The organism is Clostridium rhizosphaerae (genome assembly GCF_016765585.1).
GTDB lineage: Bacteria > Bacillota > Clostridia > Clostridiales > Clostridiaceae > Clostridium_AT > Clostridium_AT rhizosphaerae.
The window spans coordinates 167,227-187,900 of record NZ_JAESWC010000007.1 but is presented as its reverse complement, the minus strand read 5'-3'; the positions used below and the strand labels follow the sequence as shown (position 1 = coordinate 187,900).

At 32.3% G+C, this 20,674-nt stretch carries 18 protein-coding genes, 2 rRNA genes and 1 other RNA gene; 13 read left to right on the top strand and 8 right to left on the bottom strand.

Going from position 1 to position 20,674, the window contains the following annotated elements; translation table 11 throughout:
• Both JK636_RS12775 and rrf read left to right on the top strand, forming a co-directional pair.
• Positions 1 to 84, top strand: a 23S ribosomal RNA gene (locus JK636_RS12775); the annotation flags it as partial.
• Between the two features lie 51 nt (positions 85 to 135).
• Positions 136 to 252 (top strand): 5S ribosomal RNA (gene rrf, locus JK636_RS12770).
• Positions 253 to 514: 262 nt separating this feature from the next.
• Here the strand turns inward: rrf and JK636_RS12765 are convergent.
• The gene (locus JK636_RS12765) at positions 515 to 1,183 is read right to left on the bottom strand and encodes a hypothetical protein (protein WP_207751748.1); all 669 of its coding nucleotides are present in this window, start codon (positions 1,181 to 1,183) and stop codon (positions 515 to 517) included.
• Positions 1,184 to 1,415: 232 nt separating this feature from the next.
• On the opposite strand from JK636_RS12765, the gene truA reads away from it, so the two are divergent.
• Positions 1,416 to 2,153, top strand: coding sequence for a tRNA pseudouridine(38-40) synthase TruA (gene truA, locus JK636_RS12760; protein ID WP_202749391.1), 738 nt, complete (start codon positions 1,416 to 1,418; stop codon positions 2,151 to 2,153).
• Positions 2,154 to 2,332: 179 nt separating this feature from the next.
• Here truA and JK636_RS23890 read toward each other — a convergent pair whose 3' ends face one another.
• A complete protein-coding gene (locus JK636_RS23890) occupies positions 2,333 to 3,493 on the bottom strand; it encodes a 3D domain-containing protein (RefSeq protein ID WP_338025776.1) in 1,161 nt (386 codons plus the stop codon).
• Between the two features lie 191 nt (positions 3,494 to 3,684).
• Between JK636_RS23890 and JK636_RS12750 the strand changes: the two genes are divergently transcribed.
• Together JK636_RS12750 and JK636_RS12745 are read left to right on the top strand one after the other, a co-directional pair.
• Positions 3,685 to 4,521 (top strand): hypothetical protein, encoded by an 837-nt coding sequence (locus JK636_RS12750; RefSeq protein ID WP_202749390.1) that lies wholly within the window; start codon positions 3,685 to 3,687, stop codon positions 4,519 to 4,521.
• Positions 4,522 to 4,567: 46 nt separating this feature from the next.
• A complete protein-coding gene (locus JK636_RS12745) occupies positions 4,568 to 4,711 on the top strand; it encodes a hypothetical protein (protein WP_202749389.1) in 144 nt (47 codons plus the stop codon).
• A 58-nt stretch (positions 4,712 to 4,769) separates the two neighbouring features.
• Here JK636_RS12745 and JK636_RS23885 read toward each other — a convergent pair whose 3' ends face one another.
• Positions 4,770 to 5,609, bottom strand: coding sequence for a CAP domain-containing protein (locus JK636_RS23885; RefSeq protein WP_338025775.1), 840 nt, complete (start codon positions 5,607 to 5,609; stop codon positions 4,770 to 4,772).
• A gap of 239 nt (positions 5,610 to 5,848) precedes the next feature.
• Here JK636_RS23885 and msrA point away from each other — a divergent pair, with 239 nt between their 5' ends.
• The 5 genes from msrA to JK636_RS12715 all read left to right on the top strand — a co-directional run bounded on the left by msrA (position 5,849) and on the right by JK636_RS12715 (position 10,539).
• Complete coding sequence (msrA, locus tag JK636_RS12735) at positions 5,849 to 6,409, top strand: peptide-methionine (S)-S-oxide reductase MsrA (protein WP_202749388.1); 561 nt, start codon at positions 5,849 to 5,851, stop codon at positions 6,407 to 6,409.
• A gap of 119 nt (positions 6,410 to 6,528) precedes the next feature.
• Entirely contained in the window at positions 6,529 to 7,437 is a 909-nt protein-coding gene (locus JK636_RS12730; RefSeq protein ID WP_202749387.1) for a D-alanine--D-alanine ligase, read from the top strand.
• A gap of 12 nt (positions 7,438 to 7,449) precedes the next feature.
• On the top strand, positions 7,450 to 8,895 hold the full coding sequence (locus JK636_RS12725) for an aminotransferase-like domain-containing protein (protein WP_202749386.1): 1,446 nt from the start codon (positions 7,450 to 7,452) through the stop codon (positions 8,893 to 8,895).
• A 116-nt stretch (positions 8,896 to 9,011) separates the two neighbouring features.
• On the top strand, positions 9,012 to 9,845 hold the full coding sequence (locus JK636_RS12720) for a hypothetical protein (protein WP_202749385.1): 834 nt from the start codon (positions 9,012 to 9,014) through the stop codon (positions 9,843 to 9,845).
• Positions 9,846 to 9,978: 133 nt separating this feature from the next.
• Positions 9,979 to 10,539, top strand: coding sequence for a zinc dependent phospholipase C family protein (locus JK636_RS12715; RefSeq protein WP_202749384.1), 561 nt, complete (start codon positions 9,979 to 9,981; stop codon positions 10,537 to 10,539).
• A gap of 60 nt (positions 10,540 to 10,599) precedes the next feature.
• Here the strand turns inward: JK636_RS12715 and JK636_RS12710 are convergent, their stop codons facing one another.
• The gene (locus tag JK636_RS12710) at positions 10,600 to 11,223 is read right to left on the bottom strand and encodes a hypothetical protein (protein WP_202749383.1); all 624 of its coding nucleotides are present in this window, start codon (positions 11,221 to 11,223) and stop codon (positions 10,600 to 10,602) included.
• Positions 11,224 to 11,485: 262 nt separating this feature from the next.
• A complete protein-coding gene (locus JK636_RS12705; RefSeq protein ID WP_202749382.1) occupies positions 11,486 to 12,745 on the bottom strand; it encodes a S1C family serine protease in 1,260 nt (419 codons plus the stop codon).
• 333 nt (positions 12,746 to 13,078) lie between these two features.
• Here JK636_RS12705 and JK636_RS12700 point away from each other — a divergent pair, with 333 nt between their 5' ends.
• Together JK636_RS12700 and JK636_RS12695 are read left to right on the top strand one after the other, a co-directional pair.
• Positions 13,079 to 16,318 (top strand): DEAD/DEAH box helicase, encoded by a 3,240-nt coding sequence (locus JK636_RS12700; RefSeq protein ID WP_202749381.1) that lies wholly within the window; start codon positions 13,079 to 13,081, stop codon positions 16,316 to 16,318.
• 39 nt (positions 16,319 to 16,357) lie between these two features.
• Positions 16,358 to 17,302: a hypothetical protein gene (locus JK636_RS12695; RefSeq protein WP_202749380.1), complete on the top strand. Its 945-nt coding sequence runs from the start codon at positions 16,358 to 16,360 to the stop codon at positions 17,300 to 17,302.
• A 66-nt stretch (positions 17,303 to 17,368) separates the two neighbouring features.
• Here JK636_RS12695 and JK636_RS12690 read toward each other — a convergent pair whose 3' ends face one another.
• Together JK636_RS12690 and JK636_RS12685 are read right to left on the bottom strand one after the other, a co-directional pair.
• Positions 17,369 to 18,682 (bottom strand): FtsW/RodA/SpoVE family cell cycle protein, encoded by a 1,314-nt coding sequence (locus JK636_RS12690; RefSeq protein WP_202749379.1) that lies wholly within the window; start codon positions 18,680 to 18,682, stop codon positions 17,369 to 17,371.
• Positions 18,673 to 19,017, bottom strand: a complete 345-nt coding sequence (locus tag JK636_RS12685; RefSeq protein ID WP_202749378.1) for a PadR family transcriptional regulator — start codon at positions 19,015 to 19,017, stop codon at positions 18,673 to 18,675. The genes JK636_RS12690 and JK636_RS12685 overlap by 10 nt, the downstream gene beginning before the upstream one ends.
• A 185-nt stretch (positions 19,018 to 19,202) precedes the next feature.
• Between JK636_RS12685 and JK636_RS12680 the strand changes: the two genes are divergently transcribed.
• Positions 19,203 to 20,195: an NADH:flavin oxidoreductase gene (locus JK636_RS12680; RefSeq protein WP_202749377.1), complete on the top strand. Its 993-nt coding sequence runs from the start codon at positions 19,203 to 19,205 to the stop codon at positions 20,193 to 20,195.
• Positions 20,196 to 20,284: 89 nt separating this feature from the next.
• Here the strand turns inward: JK636_RS12680 and ffs are convergent.
• An RNA gene (ffs, locus tag JK636_RS12675) (signal recognition particle sRNA large type) lies at positions 20,285 to 20,550 on the bottom strand.
• Positions 20,551 to 20,674: the final 124 nt, after the last annotated feature.

The following is a 20,674-nucleotide window of genomic DNA, read 5'->3' as shown; positions in this document are numbered from 1 at the left end:
AAGAACACAAGGTTGATAGGTCAGAGGTGTAAGCATGGTAACATGTTTAGCTGACTGATACTAATAGGTCGAGGGCTTGACCAAATTAATTTAATCTGTGCAATTTTGAAAGAATAATATAATTATTCTTTAATATCTAGTGGCGATGATGCAAAGGTTACACCCGTTCCCATTCCGAACACGAAGGTTAAGCTTTGAGATGTCGATGGTACTGCTCGGGAGACTGAGTGGAAGAGTAGAGAGTTGCTAGGTTGTAAATGCTAAGTTTTATACTTAGCATTTTTTATTTTTTGATTATTATTTTTTAATATTTATAAATTTTGAAGGAATATTCAGATAATTGTAGAAATATATAATATATAAATCAGCTTGCAGTGAATCTACTCAATTTAAAATAAGGAGGTTCTGCTATGCCAGATAAAGGAAAGAGCAAAAGCGGCTCTACCAAAAAAGGTGATAAAAAGAAAGATAAGAAAAAGAACTAAAAATACAGAGGATAAACTCCTCTGTATTTTTAGTCTTCACTAGCTTTCATGTTGCGTAAGTTAACTTTTCTGTTATCTAAGGTATTAAGATTTACATGCTGAACAATCATATCTTCAGGGGTAGCCATAATAAACCTGTCTAAATAAAGTCTGCCTGCTGGAGTGTTTGCAACAGCATAGGGTTTTTCATTTACTTTATAATAAACCCATGGGTATCCATTGTTAATAACTCTATATAAATCTGCCTTATCAATTATAGTTTTTGCTGCATTCCTGCCATGACTGTCCATAAGCATAACTTCAGCAGTTTCTTCATTCAGTTCTTTATAATCATTGTAGGAATTTTTATTATATAGTTCTAAATTTGCTTTTCTGTTATCTAATGTATCTCCATTTAGATGTCTAATAGGGGTTCTTGGGTCCACTTCTAGTATAAAGGATTGAAGGCTCTGCTTTTCCTTGTGGTTATCAGCATTTATATAATTCATAACTAAATAGCTATTATAATCTTTATGCCACTCTGCAAACCATGTTCCACTATCTAATACTCGCTGAAGATCTTCGGCATCTATTTTTGCATCTACAGTTGAGCCATTCTTTTTCTTTAGACTTATAGAAGCAATACTTTTGTTTACTTGAAACTCATTTGGCCCTAAATTACTAACCTTTGTTTTATTCTTATTTTGTATGATAAGCACCTCTTTCTTTTGTTCTAGGAGTAAATAAAGTTAAAACATTATATTTACATTCTTTCCTAGCAGTATATATTATAACACATTTATTTGAAAAATTTTTTATAAATCAATAAGTAATTTGACATTTCCATAATGAAAGAGTATGGTTTTATTTTGTAGTGTGATACAATAAGCTGTAATTTAAATATTATAGAGAAACAACTTGTTTATCTATAACTAAAGAAGGTGGAATAGAATGAGAAATTTAAAAATGGTAATACAATATGATGGAAGCAGATATAGAGGATGGCAAAAACAAAAAGATGTAGATATTACTATACAAAATAAGATAGAAAGTGTTCTTTCTAAAATGATTGGAGAGGAAATTCAGGTAATAGGCTGTGGAAGAACAGATACAGGGGTTCACGCTGAGAATTATATAGCAAACTTTCATACTAATTATGATGAAAGCATAGATAATATGTTGAATTACCTATATGAATATTTACCAGAGGATATAGTAGTGAAATCTATGAAGGATACTGGTGAAAGATTTCATGCAAGATATAATGTGAAAGCTAAAACCTATGTGTATAGAATAAATAATAATAAATTTAGAGATGTTTTTAATAGAAGGTACACCTATCATGTTATTGAAAAGTTAAATATTGAAGATATGAGAAAAGCAGCAGGGTTTTTAATTGGAACTCATGATTTTCAAAGCTTTACAAGTTTAAAGGCAAATACAAAGCCTACCATTAGAACTATAAACTACATAGATATAAAGGAAAATGATGGTTTAATTGTGCTAGAGGTTAATGGTAATGGATTTTTATTGAATATGGTAAGGATTATTACAGGAACACTAATAGAAGTTGGCAAGGGTACCATTAAGCCAAATGACGTAGAGGAAATTCTACAGAAGAAGAGCAGAGCAGAGGCAGGACCTACTGCAGCAGCAAAGGGTTTATGTTTAAAGGAAATTCAATATTAGGCTAACTGTTATGCTTCGGAGGTTGTAATTAAGTATGCTGACTCAGCAATGTAAGAAACAAGCGCGTTTTTTTAAGAAGTCTATTGAGGTAAAGAATTTTAAAAAATTGATTATGGATTTAAAAATAGTATTATAAATTAAAGGACAACCAAGAAGGTTGTCCTTTAATTTGAGGTTAATTACCATTCCCCTGGATAAGCAACAATATAAAGCGTTACATTCCTTCTTCCCCAGTTTATACATTCATCCTCTGAGTTTAAATATAAATCAATTATATTTCCCTTGATGGCACTTCCAGTGTCAGAGGATATTGCATAACCATAGCCAGGTATATAAACCTTAGAGCCAAGTGGAATAACTGAAGGATCCACGGCAATAGTACTTAAACCAGATGGATCTCTTACAGGCTTAAGGCCTAATGCTGTAAGTGTACCCCCTGTATATGCAGTAGCCTGCATAGCATAGGTTGCTTTATAGGTTTCATTATTTGAAACCACTGGTTTGGTTTCTTTAGCTATCATATCTGCAAGCTTTTTGCTTCCAGAAGTTATATAATCTTTGGCTTTATTTTTAACTGAATCAGTGGTGATTTGAGAAACCAAGCTGTTTAAGGTTTGGAGAGCACCTTTCATATCTGGTATTGTAGATGAATTTGAGTCAATTACTGATATAGAATGCGCAATAAGCTTTTCCTCATTCTCTTTTATAGCTTGAGCTGCTAAAACTTTCTCTTTATCGAACTCAATAATCAGCTGCTGAAGCTTCTTTTTGTCATTATCCAGCTGCCGAAGCTTTTCTAAGTTATTATTTTTTAGTTCTTGAAGCTTTTGCAGCTTATTATCTAAATCGCTGATAGCTTCTTTAAGGCTTTTCTTTCTTGAAGTTAAATCGTCAAAGACCTTCTTATCATAGGATACTATATTTTTTATTATCTCATATCTTGAAATTAAATCTGAGAAGCTTTTAGACGTAAGAAGTATTGCTGCAAAATTCTCATTGTATCCATTTATATACATTGCTCTAAGTCTCTTGTTAGCTACCTCTTGTTTTTGATTAATTTCGTTAATTAACTGTTCCATATGTAGCTTTTCGGCTTCAATTTCTTTATTGTTTTTATCTATGTCTGCATTATTCTTATTTATATCACTCTTAGTTTTAGAGATTTTTATATTTAACTCAGAAATTTGATTATTTGTTTCCATTATATTATCATTCATTTGCTGAAACTTCATTTTATTATTTGCAATAGCATCTTGAGGATTATCAGCAGCTAAAGATACAGTGCTTGTACAAAAAATAAAAACAAATAAAATATATAGAGAAATTAATCTTTTATTCACCAATGTGTTCCCCCTATGACTAAACATATTAAGAATATTATATCATATTATATAAATAAACAATCCTAACTATAAACTTGGAGTCGATAAATAATAAATAAAAATTTGATGTTTTATTGTCCAAATATAAATACGAAGTAAGTACATAATTTTGTGGTATACTATTAAAAGATAAAAAAAGAGGTGCAATAATGAGTGAAATTATATTGTCAGTTTTTAAAATTAGTATTATAGAGATTTTTTATTTAACAGGATTGATACTTATAGCAGGATTAATATTAGGGTTATTTGAAAGAGTTTCTAATAATCTTATGCAAAGATCCTTAGGGAGAAAAGGCATATTCATTACAGCTTGGCTAGGTACACCAATTCATGAATTAGGTCACGCGGCAATGTGTATAATTTTTAATCATAATATTACAAGAATAAAGCTTTTAAATACAAAAAGTGAAAATGGTGTTTTAGGGTATGTTGAGCACAGCTATAATCCAAGCAGCCTTTATCAAAGAATAGGTAATCTGTTTATAGGTTTAGGTCCAATATTCAGCGGCATAGGAGCGTTGATAGCTGGAATGTATTTTCTTGTTCCACGTTCTTTTAAGGTGTTTAAGGTATTTGTCTTAGAAGGAATAAACAATGATAAAATAGATGTGAATTTAGCAGGCTCTCTGTTTAAAGCTTCTGGTGTACTTATTAAAAGTATATTTAATATAAGTAATTTATCAAGCATTAACTTTTGGATCTTTATAATTACTGCAGTTTGCATATCTTCTCATATAGCTTTAAGCAAAGCAGATATAAAGGGAGCTAAAGATGGCTTTATAGTTTTATTTGTATTCATTTTTATTATTAATTTTTTATTAAGATATTTTAGTATAAGTACTGCTCATTTTATAATTCAGCTAGGAAGATATAATGCTCATTTAATCTCAGTTTTATTAATAGCCATAATATTTTCAGGATTTACTTTGGCGATAAGCTTTATCTTCTATGTATCTTTTTCCGTAAAAAATAGAAGATATATATAATGCAATAGAGGTCTTGCATTGTATAATAGGGAAAGGAGAAAATAAAATGAGCAAGAAATTGACTGCTGCTCAGCTGAGAATGGCGGCTTTAGGAAATAATATGATAGAGGCAGGTGCTGAAATTTACAGTAATCCTGAGGTAAGAGATAAAATAAAGGATAATTTAAAGGACAAAAATAAAAAAGAATAAAAAATATACAGCAGTCTGAAGCTAATAACCTTAGACTGCTGTACTCATTTATGAATGTTTATTTAGGTTTGCTTACAAACATTTGAGAAAACATATTTCCATAAGGACCGCCGCTTTTAATTCCAATGCCTATATGAGTATAAGCAGGGTTTAATATATTTTTTCTATGCCCTGGTGAATTCATTAAAGCATTCTCAGCGTTTGGAACAGTTTGATTTCCAGCTATGTTTTCACCGGCTTGAACATAACTTACCCCAAAGGATTTCATCATGTCAAAAGGACTTCCGTACTTTGGTGAATTGTGGCTGAAGTAATTATTGTCTATCATATCCTGAGCTTTAATTCTTGCTACATTAGTGACCTGCATATCTATTTGGAGCGGAGGTACATTATTTTGTGCTCTAGCTTGATTTACTAGGTTTAGCATTTGCTGCTCCTGTGCAGTTAGGGTTCCTGAGTTTGTTTGAGAGCTTGGTGTTTTAGGTGCTGTGGAACTAGTTGCATTACCTTGAGTGACTTGAGGAGCACCTCCAGTAGTATCAGGTGTTACATTTGGCTGATTATTTTCAACAACAACTGGCTTAGCTTCCTGGTTGTGTACAAAACCAATTTGATTATTTGGAAGCTTTACTGCAAACCAATCTGAAACCTGACTTACTACATCTAAAGTACTGTCTTTTGCAGCTGTTTTTAGAACAGGCGTATTGCCTGAGCATCCACTTCTAACATTTGAGGTATCAGCAGTAACTTTTACTCTCTGAATATTCCCCATTTGGTTAACAGAGGATTCAACACCTTGAATAGGCTGAGGATTGTTCTTTTGTTTCTGCTGTGTAGTACATCCTGCTGTAAAGATTAGTGATAAAGCTACTGTAAAACTAAGTAATTTTCTGTTCACGATTTTTTCCTCCTTTCACTCGAAACACTGGGAATCTTAGAATGATCACTATCGTTTGCAAGATTCCCGCTAAAGTCCACCTAGGACTTTAGCCTCATTTAACTTAAGTTTCAGTATTAGCATTTGTTGTTATTTAAAAATTATTAATAAAAATTATAAAAAATTTTAAAGCTATTACCTATAGAGGGCAAATAAGGTATAATTGTTTTTGAAGAACTATGGATAGGAGGCCGATTATAATGACTGACAATAATAAATATGAAGTTGCTATATTTGCAGGTGGGTGTTTTTGGTGTATGGTTTCACCATTTGACGTTTTAGATGGAATAGCTGAGATAGTATCAGGATATACCGGAGGTCATCTTGAAAATCCTACATATAAAGATGTTAAGTCTCAAACATCAGGTCATTATGAAGTTATAAAAGTGACTTATGATCCAGAGATTATAGATTATGAAAAGCTGCTTCAGGCATATTGGAGACAAGTGGATCCTACTGACGAGGGAGGACAATTTCAAGACAGAGGACCATCCTATAGACCGGCTATATTTTATACTACTGATGAGCAAAGACAAAAGGCTGAAGCTTCTAAAAAAGCTATGGACGAATCAAAAAGATTTCCTAATCCTATAGTAACTCCAATACTTCAGGCAGTAAAGTTTTACGAAGCCGAAGATTATCATCAGGATTTTTATAAGAAGAGTCCGGTAGAGTATAAGGAAGATAGAAAAATATCAGGAAGAGATGAGTTTATACAAAAATACTGGGGAGAAGAATATTACGATATCTATAATGACTAATTATATATATCTATGTGATACCACTGCTATGGAAAAGTTCCATGGCAGTGGTTCTTTTTTTATTATTTTAAGAGATTAAAATTAAAGTATAAAGTTAAATTTTTAAAGGAGGCCATAAAATGAAAGTAGGAGTTATAACAGGCGGTACTTCGGCAGAAAGAGAAGTTTCGATAAAAACAGGAAAAGAAATGATAGAAAACTTAGATAAAAAAAAATACGAAGTAATTGAAATTCAGATAAACAGCAGAAAAGATTTAATTGATAAAGTGCTTAGAGAAAATATAGACTTTGCACTTTTAGCTCTACATGGTAAGTTTGGTGAGGATGGAGGAGCACAAGCTATACTGGAAAGTCTTAATATACCATATTCAGGCTCGGGTATATTAGCAAGCAGTCTCTGTATGGATAAGGATATATCAAAAAGACTTATGAGAGCTGAAGGAATAAATACTCCAGAATGGATAACCATAAAGAAGAGAAATGAAATAGACTATAAGCTTCTTGGGAAAATAGGTTATCCATTAGTGGTTAAGCCTGTTAATGGAGGTTCAAGCCTTGGGACTTTTATAGTTAGAAATAGTGAAGATATTTTAGACGCGATTTTGAAAGCTTTTACCTATGATGAAGAGATAATGGTAGAAAAATACATTGAAGGAAGAGAAATAACCTGCAGTATTTTAGATGGAATGCTTCTTCCAATTATAGAGATAAAACCATCCTCAGAGTTTTTTGATTATAAATCGAAATATGAAGATATGGGCTCTGAAGAAGTAATAGTTGAGCTTGAAGAAGCGATAAAGGAAAAGGTTGATAATATATGCAGAAAGTGCTGGAGTTTATTTAAATGCTCTGTATATGGTAGAATAGATATTATATTAAAAGATAATGAGCCCTATGTGCTTGAAATAAACACCTTGCCGGGAATGACTAAAAATAGTTTGATTCCTAAAAGTGCAAGGGCATATGGTTTAGGCTTTGGTGAGCTTCTTGATGTCATAATTGAGCTATCTTTAAAAATTAAGCGATAATGAGGTAATGAAATGCTTCTATCAGAATTTAGGCTGAAGGGTAAAGAACCTATCTATAAGCAAATCAAAAATGAAATAATAAGGATGATTGAAGAAGGATTTCTTATTGAAGGCAGCAAGCTTCCTTCCACAAGAGAGGTTTCTGAGCTTTTAAAAATAAGCAGAAACTCCTGCATCCATGCTTATGAACTTCTTGAAGATAAGGAGTATATACAAATAGTAAAAGGAAAGGGAGCCTTTGTTTCTCATAAATTTAAGAAAAAAGGATCTAAATGGCAGGTAGATTGGAATGAAAAAATTAGTGATTTTGGAAAGACAGCTGTTGATTTGGATATAGTAAAAAATGAAGCAGTTACTGCAAAAAACATGATTTCTTTTAAAAGTATAGCACCTGATGAAAAGTTATTTGATTTGGAAGAAATAAAAAGAAATTTTTTAAGCAGTGTTTCTCTTCATGGTGAAAAATTATTCAACTATGGCTATGCAAAGGGGTATAAGCCTCTTATAGATTATTTAAAAATTTATATGGAAAACAAAGGGGTAAATCTTAAAGAAAAGGATTTATTGATAACAAATGGATTTACTGAAGCCTTTGATATAATACTATCTTCACTGACTACTAAAGGCGATGCTGTTATTTGTGAAAATCCTACTCATAACACTGCAATTAAACTTATGAAGCTTCATGATCTAAATATAATTGGAGTGGATATGGAACAAGGAGTCATAAATACACTTAAATTAAAAGAAAAATTGGAAAATAATGAAGTGAAATTAATTTATCTTATTCCTTCCTATCACAATCCTACAGGAGTAGTGATGCCGGCTAATATGAGAAAAGAAATCTACGAACTTTGTAATGCTTATAATGTACCTATTATTGAAGATGGATTTAATGAAGAACTGCTTTACTCTTCTTCACATGTATCTTCTATAGCTGCTTTAGCGGGCGAGGATAACAGTGTAATATACGCAGGAAGTTTTTCTAAGATACTTTTCCCAGGTATTAGAGTAGGCTGGATTGTTGCGGATAGAAAATTAATAGATGTGCTTGAAAGCATTAAAAGAAGCAGAAATATTCATAATTCAGTTTTAGATCAGGCATTTTTATATGAGTATTTAAAAAATGGAGACTTTGAAATCTATTTAAAAAAAGCTAGAAAATATTACAGAGATAAGTATAAATTTGCAGTAAAGTGTGCTGAAAAATATTTATCTTGCTGCAAAGTTTATGGTGATGGAGGACTTCACATATTTTTAGAACTTCCTCATATATATGCAAGAAGGCTTTTAGATGAAGCGATGAAAAATAATGTAATTTTTATGCCGGGAGACATATTTTATGTAGATGATATTAAAAAAGATACCTTCAGGCTTGGATTTTCAAGATTAGAGTACAATGATATAGAAAAGGGCTTTAAAATAATAGAAGAATGTATAAAAAAGCTGCAGAAATAATTCTGCAGCTTAAAAGTTTTCTACTTATATTATAAAATGCCTAACAATTCTCTAGTATTTTATCTTATTAGATAGACACAATATTTAATGGATAGAGAACTGGAGGTGGAGTATTCATGAAAAAAACTGCAGCATTATTGTCAGTAATTCTTATTTCTACAACTTTGACAGCATGCTATCAAAGAGGTACTGGAACAAATTACGAAAATAGAAATAGAACAAATACTGGTACAACTCAGGGAACAAGAACAGGATATAACACCAATCAGGGAACAACTATAGGAAATTACAAGGATGGAACCTACACAGCTTATGGAGATCCTACTTCTACAGGAAACCATATGGCAACAGTATTTGTAAGAGGTGGAAGAATAAGCAATGTAGTACTTGATTATACAGATACAAGTGGAAAGGTTACTACTAACACAGGAAGCAGACCTATTGTTGGTAGCGGTAATGCAAGTGGAGGAAATTTCCCAGCTAATAACTATAATATGAGCAACCCAAACGGAAGCACAACACCTTCAACTGGAGGAACTGGGACTACAACAGGTATGACAACAGGAGGAAACACCTCATATAATGGAACAGGAACTACAGGATCTGGAACTTCAAATAATGTAACAGGTACAACAGGTTACGGAACTTCAACTAGCGGAGCAGGTACCACAAATATGGGGAATACAACTAGCTATGGAAATAGAACCAATACTGGAAACAATGCAACTACAGGAAATACAACAGGGGCGCAATATGGTGGTACTACAGGAAATACAGCAACCGGTAATATTAATGGTGCTCAACCAGGAAATTCAGATGGAAGAGATACATTAGCTAACTTAATGGTTCAAAATCAAACTTATGATGTTAATCCTCAAGGTTTATCTTCGCAGGCAGTTGCTAACTGGAAATTGGCTGCTAAGAGAGCGTTAAGTCAAGCAAGGAGATAAGATAATATATTAGGACGGATAAATTATAAGATTTAACCGTCCTTTTAATTTCTACAAATGAAATTATAGATATGAAAAAAAGTTATTAGTAATATACATTATTATGTAATCAATCTTTATGGAGGGTCAAGCTTTGATAACTAGCAGTCATATATTAATTGCTAATTTAGTTTATAAATATATTTTGAAGAGTACGAATTTTATACTAGACTTGCCCGCTTTCTCTTATGGAAATATAAGACCTGATTTAGATAAGGGATATATAAAATGTGAACATACTTTAGAAGACAGTTTGGAAATGATTAATATTTATTCTGAAGATATTATTAATAGCAATATTTCGGTAAAAGACTTTTCTATGGCATTAGGAATCATTTGTCACTTTGTAAGCGACTATTTCTGTATATACCATACTAAAGAGTATTGGAAAAAAGATAAGTTAGGACATGGTACCTATGAAGTAACGCTTCATACTAAGCTTTTATCTATGTTTTTAACTGGAAGTATAGACTTACGTTATAAATGTAAAAAGGAGGTAAGTATAAAGAATTTAATATTAAAAATTAGAAAAAAGTATTATTTGGAGCCTCAAGGAATAATGACAGATATAAATTACTCACTAATAGCGGCATCATCAGTTTGTGAATTTATAGTTAAATCCAGCAAAGTTTATCAAAGGTATAAAATAGAATAGATAGAATAAAAAAACAGTTAGTCAATTAATCGACTAACTGTCTTATATTTAAACTTAGAACTACTTCTTTAATTCTTTCTTTCCAGTTATAACAGTTGCTACGTTGTCAGTTTTGCTGTCAGCAATTGTGAATGTCTTTTCAGCATCTGCATTTAAGAAGTATACATTTCCATCAATCTTTTGATTAACTAGCTTGAAGTTCTTTCCAGAGATATAAAGATCACCCTTGAAAGTTCCATGTTCAAGACTTCCGAAATCGCTGTTGAAAGTGATTTTTGGAGCAGTTAAAGTAAATCTGCCTGTTACATTATGCTTATCATCTTGAGTATAAAGACCTATTTTACGTTGAGTTTGCTCATTACCATTAGCATCTTTTATTAAATTACCTTTGTCGTCTTTCTTACCAGTTTTGTAGCTTCCTTCAACTACTAATTCTTTATCGAAAGTTAAATCCTTTAATGTTGCAACAACATATTTTCCACCGTCTTTAGTTAAAGCTTTCTCAAAAGCTGCGTTTGTATCAACTACTGAAGCTGTTGCTACTGCATCTGTTTTCTTAGTTTCTGTTGCAGCTGGTTTTGCTGCATCTGCCTTTGGTGCTGCAGCTGGGTCTGCCTTCTTGGCACATCCTGTAAATAATGTAGCTCCTACTGCTACTGCTAAAACTAATGCTTTTATTTTCATTTTAGAATCCCCCTATGTTATAAAGATTTATATTTTTTTGGACAAGTTTATTATAACTGATTGATAAAAAGATAACAAGAGTTTTTTAAAAATTTGTTAATAAAATATCAAAAAAATAGTAATAAATTTTAGAGATTAATAAGAAAATGTGTTTAAATTTTCTGAAATGTTAATTAATTACATTTATAACAATAAGTCAGAGTTATAAAAAAGTCAGTGCAAAACTTCTGTCTTGCACTGACCTTTTTATAACAATGATATATTATTGAGCAATAAGTGTCAAAGTCAAATTTGTTTCTTTTCCATCTCTATTAACAGTTACAGAAATTTGATCACCGGACTTATGCTTGTTTTTTATAGTAGTAACTTCGTTAAAGGTTGTTACTTTTTGTCCATCAAACTTAGTAATAACATCACCGCGCTTTAAACCCGCTTTTTCCGCTGGGCTGAATTCTGTAACATCTTGAATATATAATCCAATTGGAAGGTTATATTGTTCTGATAAAGTTTTATCTATTTCCCTTCCCTGTATTCCTACCATTAACACTGGCTTAGATAAATCAGAAATTTTATTTTTAACAGCATTTATTGGAATCGAAAAACCTAAACCTTCAACTCCGCTTTGCTTAATCTTAGCTGTGTTAATTCCTATTACTTGTCCTCTTGAGTTTATAAGAGGTCCGCCACTGTTACCGGAATTTATAGCCGCATCAGTTTGGATGTAAGAAAGTCCTGTTGATGATTGGCCTTGGTTATTTGTGCTTCCATCACCATCAATTTTTCTATTTAAAGCACTTACTATACCTGTTGTTACAGATCCGAAAAAGTCAGTTCCTAGAGGGTTACCGATTGCTACTACAGATTCTCCAACCTGAAGATTATCTGAATCTCCAATTTCAACTACTGCGGGTACTTTAACACTGTCCGTTATTTTAACTACTGCAACATCATAGTTGGCATCATAATTTACAACCTTGGCATTTACTTGCTTATTGTTGCTTAAGGTTACCTTAACCTGCTGTGCACCTTCAACAACGTGATAGTTAGTAAGAATATATCCTTCTTCATTTATTATCATTCCTGTTCCTACACCTTGTGCTTGCTGACTGCCAAAGAAGCCTTGCTGTGTTTGAAGTGTTGTTGTAACAGCTACCACTGCAGGGCCTACCTTCTTAGCTATTTCTGCTACTGTCATTGCGCCGCTTGTAGCAGCAAGTTGAGTTGGATGACCATCATATACTGAAGTAGAAGTATTTACGCTGCCTGCTAGGGATTTATATAATGCTGTATCTTTAAATAAATCTGTTTTTGGAAGTCCATATAGAACAGCTGCACCAGATGCTACTCCTCCTATAACTGTACATACAAGACCCACAGCAACGTAGGATAATGTTTTTTTAAATTTGCTGCCCTTTTTCTTGGGCTTTTGATTGTTAGGTTCAGTATAATTCATCACATAAGTATCATGAGTATTTTCTTGATTAAGTTCTTGGTTAAATTCTTGATTATTGTTATTCTCCATAAATAATTCCTCCCATATATATATCCATTTATTATTTTATCATTTATTTCATGAATTTATAATAAAACAGTTTTATGACAATTTCATGACAAGGTTGTTACAAATTTAAAAATTTAGTTCATATTAAAGAAATTATTATATATATAATGCAAAAGTTCTAATACATTAACGATGCCCCAAAAATCCTTGAAGATTTGATATTTTGTGACATCATTAATGTAAGAACTTTATTGCATTATATATATCTTATGAGTTATAGGATATAAGCACTAATTTTAGTTTTGTGTTATAATTAAAGGATTGATAAACTAAACTTGATAGGGTGAAAATGCGATGAAACAAGATATGCTGCTTCAAATACTTAAAGAAAGCACAAGCGGAAAAAATTACGATAAAGCACAGCGAATAATTGACAATGATTTGGTTTCCACAATAAACATAATCAATGAAGGAGAACTAATCTGCATAGATGGTTTTGTTATTTCAGAAAACTTGTTTAATGAGTATACTACAAAGATTGAGCTTGATGCAACTAAAAAGGAAGTCTTTTCTACCTTTTGCAGCTGTACAGATTACGAAAAAAATGAATTTAAGAAGAAAAATTATGCCTGCAAGCATATTGCTGCTACCTTTTATAAAGCTTTAGAGGAGTTGGTTAAGCATCCGCTTTTTAATGAAGAAGGTATACTTAATAAAGATCCAATAAATAAAGGCAGGCTGCTTGATATGCTTTTAGGGAGTGATAGAGATAAGGAAGAAATAAAGCTTGAAGTTTATATAAATAAAAAGGAATGGAATGAGGATATTTCTGCAGAATTTAAAATAGGCCTCAAGTCTATGAGTTCTAACAGCCTTTACATACTTAAGGATATAGAACAATTTCTAGTTTCTCTTTACAATAATATGCCTGTGACCTACAGTAAAAACTTTACCTTCGATATCAAAAATCAAAAACTTAGTACTAAGGATAAGAGACTTATTGACTTTATTGAAATGTTGAAAACAATAGAAGGAAGCAACAAGTATGTAAATAGAAGCAATGCTAGTGCAGTAGATGGTAAATATTTAAATATTCCTAAATATTTGACGAGAGATTTTGCTGAAGCAATTAAAGATCACAGGGTTTATTTAAATGAAGGCTTTTTTCATAGGCCAGTTGAAGCTGAAATACTATATGAGGCTCCCCCTATTGATTTTGATTTGAAGCTTATTAAGAATGAATACGTACTAAAATCTCCTAATGGAATGCCTCAAAGCTTAGGTTCTAAAAAAGATGTATTTGTGTATGGTTCAGATATATATGTTCCAAGTTATGAGTTTTGTTATAGAATAAGTCCATATCTTCAAGTATTTGCAGGGCAAAAAGTTGCTGTTTTTCAAAATGAAGAAGAAGAAACGGTTTTAAGAAGGCTTATACCACAACTTAACTTTTTATCTCCTAAGGTTACTTTATCAAAGACAATTAAGGATAAGATAATTATGGGGAGCTGCAATTTTAACTTTTACTTCAACAGAGAAAATGGAGAAGTTACGCTTTTTGTTAAAGTAAGTTATGACGGCTGCGAGTTTAACATATTTGAAGATTATATAGAAAAAATTGTTTATAGAGATTCTAAAAAGGAAGCCGAGGTAATTGATATTTTAAGAGGCTTTGGCTTTGAAGATATAGGAAATAAGTTTCATTTTAATAGAGAAGACGACTATATATTTAGGTTTTTTAAATATGACATTGAAAAACTGCAGGAAATTGGAGAGGTTTTTTATTCGGAGAACTTTAAAGGCTTAAAGTCTATTGGATCTAAAGGTATAAAAGGAGATATAAAAGCAGGAAAGTTCAATTATTTTGAAATGGAATTTAAAATCGGAGATATTCCTCCTCAGGAAACATCAGATATACTAAGAGCCTTTAGAGACAATTTAAAGTTTTATAAGCTTAAAAGCGGGGAATATATTGATTTAGAAGAGCTTGAGCTTAATAAGCTTCTAAAGCTTATAGATGCAGTAGCAGTAAAGGGGATAGATAACAATCATATTGAGATAGCTAAAAATAGAGCCTCCTATATTGAAAGCTTTATAGAGGAAAATGAGCTAAGATTTATTAAGGGAAAAAGTGAACTTAAAAAGGTAAGTGACAAGCTTAAGCATATAGATAAGTTAAAGTTTGAACAGCCTAAAGACCTGCTTGCGGATTTAAGAGAGTATCAAAAGACGGGCTATAATTGGTTTAAAACTCTTGATTATTTGGGACTTGGAGGAGTTTTGGGAGATGAAATGGGTCTTGGGAAAACTATACAAGCTATTGCTTTTATCCTAGGAAATAAGGGAAGCAAATCATTAATCGCTGCACCCACTTCTTTAGTTTACAACTGGGTAAGTGAATTTGAAAAGTTTGCACCTACGGTAAGGGTTGCTGCTGTTAATGGCTCTAAGGAAGAGAGAGAGGAAATCATAAAAAATATTGATAAGTATGATGTTTTTATAACAACTTATAATCTTTTAAAAAGAGACTTAGACAGTTATAATTCTATCGAGTTTAATTACTTCATTCTAGATGAGGCCCAGTACATTAAAAATGCTGGCTCTCAAAATGCGCTGGCAGTAAAAGAAATAAAAGCAAAAACACGTTTTGCTCTTTCAGGAACACCAATAGAAAACTCTCTTATGGAGCTTTGGTCTATCTTTGATTTTATAATGCCTGGCTATTTATATGATGAAAAACGTTTCAGCGTAAGGTATCACAAAAGGCTTAGAGAGGAGCCTGTAGTAATTGAGGAGATAAATAGACTTATTAAGCCTTTTATTTTAAGAAGAATGAAAAAGGAAGTTATAAAAGAACTGCCTGATAAAATAGAAAAAATTATAACAGTAGATATGGAAGAAGAACAGAAAAAGGTTTATAAAGCCTATGCGAACTATGCTGTTGAACTTATTGAAAAAAGAGTAAAGGATTATGAGTTTGAAAACAGTAAGATAGAAATTCTTTCATATATAACTAAACTGAGACAGCTTTGTTTAGATCCTTCAGTTTTAATGGAAGATTACAGAGGAGATAGTGCAAAGCTTGAGGCTTTAGTTGAACTCCTAGAACAAAGCATTGAAGAGGGGCATAGAGTTCTTGTATTTTCACAATTTACTTCTGTACTTAAAAATATAGGTAAGAGAATTTCTAAGGAAGGAATAAGCTTTAGTTATCTAGATGGCTCTATACCTTCAGAAAAAAGAATGAATATGGTTAAAGCGTTTAATGAAGGAGAAAACTCTGTATTTTTAATAAGCTTAAAAGCAGGAGGTACAGGGCTTAATTTAACCTCGGCAGATGTGGTTATTCATTTTGACCCATGGTGGAATCCAGCAGTTGAGGAGCAGGCAACAGACAGGGCTCACAGAATAGGGCAGAAAAATGTAGTTGAGGTTATAAAGCTTATAGCCAAAGGAACTATTGAAGAAAAAATTCTTAAGCTTCAGGAGGATAAGAAAAAACTTATTTCTGAGGTAATGGGTGATGAATTAAGTGGAGGAGAAGGTTTTGCTTCTTTAAGTGAAGAGGAGCTTATACAACTTTTTTCGTTATAAAGATAGTATGATATACTTATAATAGGGGGGCGATTGGGTATGTATGAAAAAATAAATCGGGAAATTCTAGAAGTAAAAGAAAGAGTAAGAAGAAGAGAAAAAATCTTAAGCTTTATTAATCATGCTGACGATAATCTTAAGAACGAACTTCATAGAAAAGATGAGCTTAAGAAAATTCTAAGCAAGGAAGAACTTGATGTCAAAAAGCTTGAAGGATTAAGCATAAAAGGGATGTTTATAACTCTACTGGGTAATAAAGAGGAAAAGCTAGATAAAGAAAAAGCGGAATTTTTAGCTGCCAAGCTTAAATATGATTCTTGCTGCGGCACTGTTAAAAGTATAGAAACAGACCTTCAAAAGTATTATGGCGAGTTAAGAGAAATAGGCAATGCGAATGATGATTATGAAAAATTAATGAGAAAAAAAGAACAGTTTATATTGAATGCTCACGATATAAATACTCGAAAAATATTAGATTTTGCAGAAGAAAGAGGCAGTATAGAGGCTGACCTTAGAGAAATAAAGCAAGCAATAATGGCAGGAAACTCTGTTTTAAATTCTCTGGAGCGTGCAGCTGATGCACTAGATACTGCTGAAAACTGGGGAACCTATGATATGTTTGGCGGCGGAATTATAAGTAGTATGGAAAAGCATTCTAGTATTGATGAAGCTGTAGATTATATAAATGATGCACGAGATAAGCTTGACAGGTTTAGAAGAGAACTCTCGGATGTAAACTTAAGTATAGATGTTACAGTGGACATAAGTTCCTTTGATAAATTTGCAGATTATTTTTTTGACGGAATTTTTGCTGATTGGAATGTGCAGTCAAAAATAGAAGACTCACAGTATAGTCTAAGATCTACAATTTATAAGGTCCAAAGAGTTATTGATAATTTAAAAGTAAAAAATGATCTTGGAGAAGAAAAATTAAGAAAAGTAAAAGAAAACTTTAGAAGCGTTATAGAAAAGGCAGAGGATTAAGAACAAAATTGAAGAGCCAGTCAAACACTTATGTGAATAAATGTTTGGCTGGCTTTGTCTTTGGAGTTAAGCAAGGCTTTCTTCTGGCAGAACAGGTCCTAAATTCTTTCTTCTATATATACTCAATATTAGCCCAACAGACATCATATCTGTAATTATGTGAGAACCTCCGAAGCTCATAAAAGGCATCGTAATTCCAAACAAAGGTGAAAAGCCTAAGTTTGTTGTAATGCTTAGGATAAACTGAGTTGTAAAGGCAGCGGTAAAGCCTATAACTAATAACTTGCCATAAGAATACCTAGTTGATTTAGCAGTGTTCATCATTCTGATAATGAAAAAAGCTATGAATATAATTGTTATTATCGCAGCGAGCCATCCAAAGGAATATACAATATATGTAAAAATGAAGTCTGTATGCACTTCAGGTATTGTCTTTGGATTTAGATTAAAGCCATTCCCTAGAAAACCAGCTGAGCTTAAGGTTTTACGAAGTTGAATATAAAGCCAGCCACTTCCTTGTGGATCAGAGTAAGGATTTAAAAATGTAAATAATCTTTTTGATCTATAAGGTTCAATCATTATATACAAATAAGGTACTATTGTAACTGCTGCTATTGATATAATAATATGCTTAAGCTTTGCTTTTGAAGTAATCATAATTGTTAAACAAAGAACTATACATATGAAAGCAGTAGACAATGAAGATGTTGATATTAGCATTAAAGGTATAAACATAATCACTATTCCTAACACAAATTTAAAAGAAGTTCTCCAACTCCATGATTCAAATATTCCAGCAAAAGCAATTACTAGAAAAAACGGACTGATTTCAGTAAAATTAATTTTTGCAAATCCTATATTCAAATAGGAAATTCCATTGATTCTAACTCCAAATAGAATTGTGGAGATTATAATAATAATAGTTCCAATATATATGTGCTTAGAGTATTTTAATAGCTCTCTATAATCAAATATGTATAGTCCTAGCATTAGAACTGTGCCAATAAGATAATATACCAAGCTTTGTTGGAATACTTTTAAGTTTCTAGCTTCTGCAACAACTGAGTTAGTTTGTATGAAATACATTATTAATAAGCCAAAAAGTGAAATTGAAAGTACTGGAATTAGTGTTTTTAAATCAAGCTTGGCTCTATGTGCTTTATTAAGCTGCTTTCCAACTACCTCAGCGTCACCCATATGAGCAATTGCTTTATCAATAGCTTCATCTTCAGATAGTTTAGAGTTCATAGCTTCTTCTTTTATAGACTCAAGATGATCAGTTAATTCAAGTTTAATATCTGAATGAACATCTTTGTTTTTTATAAGCAAACACACTTTATTTATATATTCTTCAAGCTTATTATTTCTATCTATCCCCATATTATCTTCTCCCCACACAAAATTTCATCAACTGCGGTCTTAAAGGTAGACCATTCTTCTTTTTTCTCTTCCATAAAAAGTCTTCCTTTGTCTGTAAGTTTATAATATTTTCTCTTTCTTCCGCCATCGCCTTCACTCCAATAAGCCTCAATCAGATCATCAGCTTCGAGAGAATGTAGAATAGGATATAAAGTTCCTTCTTTAAAACTAAAGATACCGTTAGACTTAATCTCCATCACCTTTATTATTTCATAACCGTACATTGGTCTTCTGTTAAGCAGGCTTAAAATGAGAGTCGACGTGCTGCCTTTAAGCAGTTCTTTGTTAATTTTCATAAACCTTCCACCTTTCATACCTAGAATTAATATGCATAGTATATCTAGGTATAATTATAAGGCTTGTAAAAAATTAGGTCAATATAGTTTAGAAAATAATTATTAATGATTAATGGGATAATATATGTAGTAAAATTATTATGAGAACTGGATAGGCCAGGTATAGTGAAAGAGAGGTAGTAAATATGTCATATTTAATTACACCGATAAAAGCTAAACACTTAACTTTAAAGAACAGATTGATAATGCCGCCTATGGCTACTTCAAAGTCTGAAATAGATGGTAAGGTAAGCAAAGATATTTTAGATTATTATGATGAAAAATCTAGGGGAGGATATATTTCGCTGATTATTATTGAGCATAGCTTTATAAGTGAAGAGGGAAAAGCCAGTAATCAGCAGCTTTCAATTGCAAAAGATAATGTTGTAGAAAAATTGAAGGAATTGGCGGATGTTATACATAGAAACGGCTCAAAGGCAGTAATGCAAATTAATCATGCAGGTAGTGCTGCTAAGACTGAGGTTACTGGCAAAGAAGTTGTCGGACCTTCAGCTATTCCTAATCCAAGAATGGGAAACATACCTAAAGAGCTAACTAAAAAAGATATAGAATCAATCACTAATGATTTTAAAGAGGCTGCAAGACGTGTTAGAGAGGCCGGTTTTGATGCAGTAGAAATTCATTCTGCTCATGGATATCTGCTTAATCAATTTTTCTCTCCACTTTCGAATAAAAGAACAGATGAATACGGAGGAGATATAAAGGGTCGTATTAAAATTCATCTAGAAGTTATTAAAGCTGTTCGTGAGGCTGTGGGGGAGAACTTTCCAATACTTCTTAGGTTAGGTGCTTCTGATTTCATGGAAGGCGGAAGCACAGTAGATGATAGTAAGCTTGCAGCTCAAAAGTTTGAAAATGCAGGTATAGATATACTTGATATTTCAGGAGGCTTCTGTGGGTATATGATGCCAGGAGCTTGTGAACAAGGATATTTTTCACCTCTTACAAAAGCTATTAAAGAAGTTGTATCCATACCGGTAATTTTAACTGGTGGAATAAATGAAGCTTATGTAGCAGAAAAATTACTTGAAGAAGAAAAAGCAGATCTCATAGGGGTAGGCAGAGCTATATATAAAGACTCAGATTGGGCTAAAAAGGCTATAGAAAGCTTGAAATAAGATTTAATATTTCATAATTATAATAAAAAGGTTCCAGAGGGATTAAATTTAATCCCTCTGGAACCTTTTTTGTACGCACTCTATGTAAACCGTGCACCCCGTGTTGACAATTAATCTACCAGCGTTTGCAGTTAAACTAGCTCAAACCAGGTTGCTCCACGGCACACAGAAAAATTCACTTACCGCTGCTTTCTTCCGAACCTGACGGAGTTTATGACTTTCTGCTGCATGGGACCAAGTTATCAGCACCAGTTTGACTACACTGACCTGACAAATTAAAGCCTATACGGGGGATTCAACCCTGCTGTAGCGGATTGCAGGCTACAGGGCACCGCTAGCTCCCCGTTTAGCACGACTTTGTTTCCCGATGAACTAATAATAACATGATTAAACTTTGAGCACAATGATGTTATTATGGTAATAAACTTTTAATGTGGAAGAGGAGGTTTTATAAACCAAAACAAATATGTTGCATTATA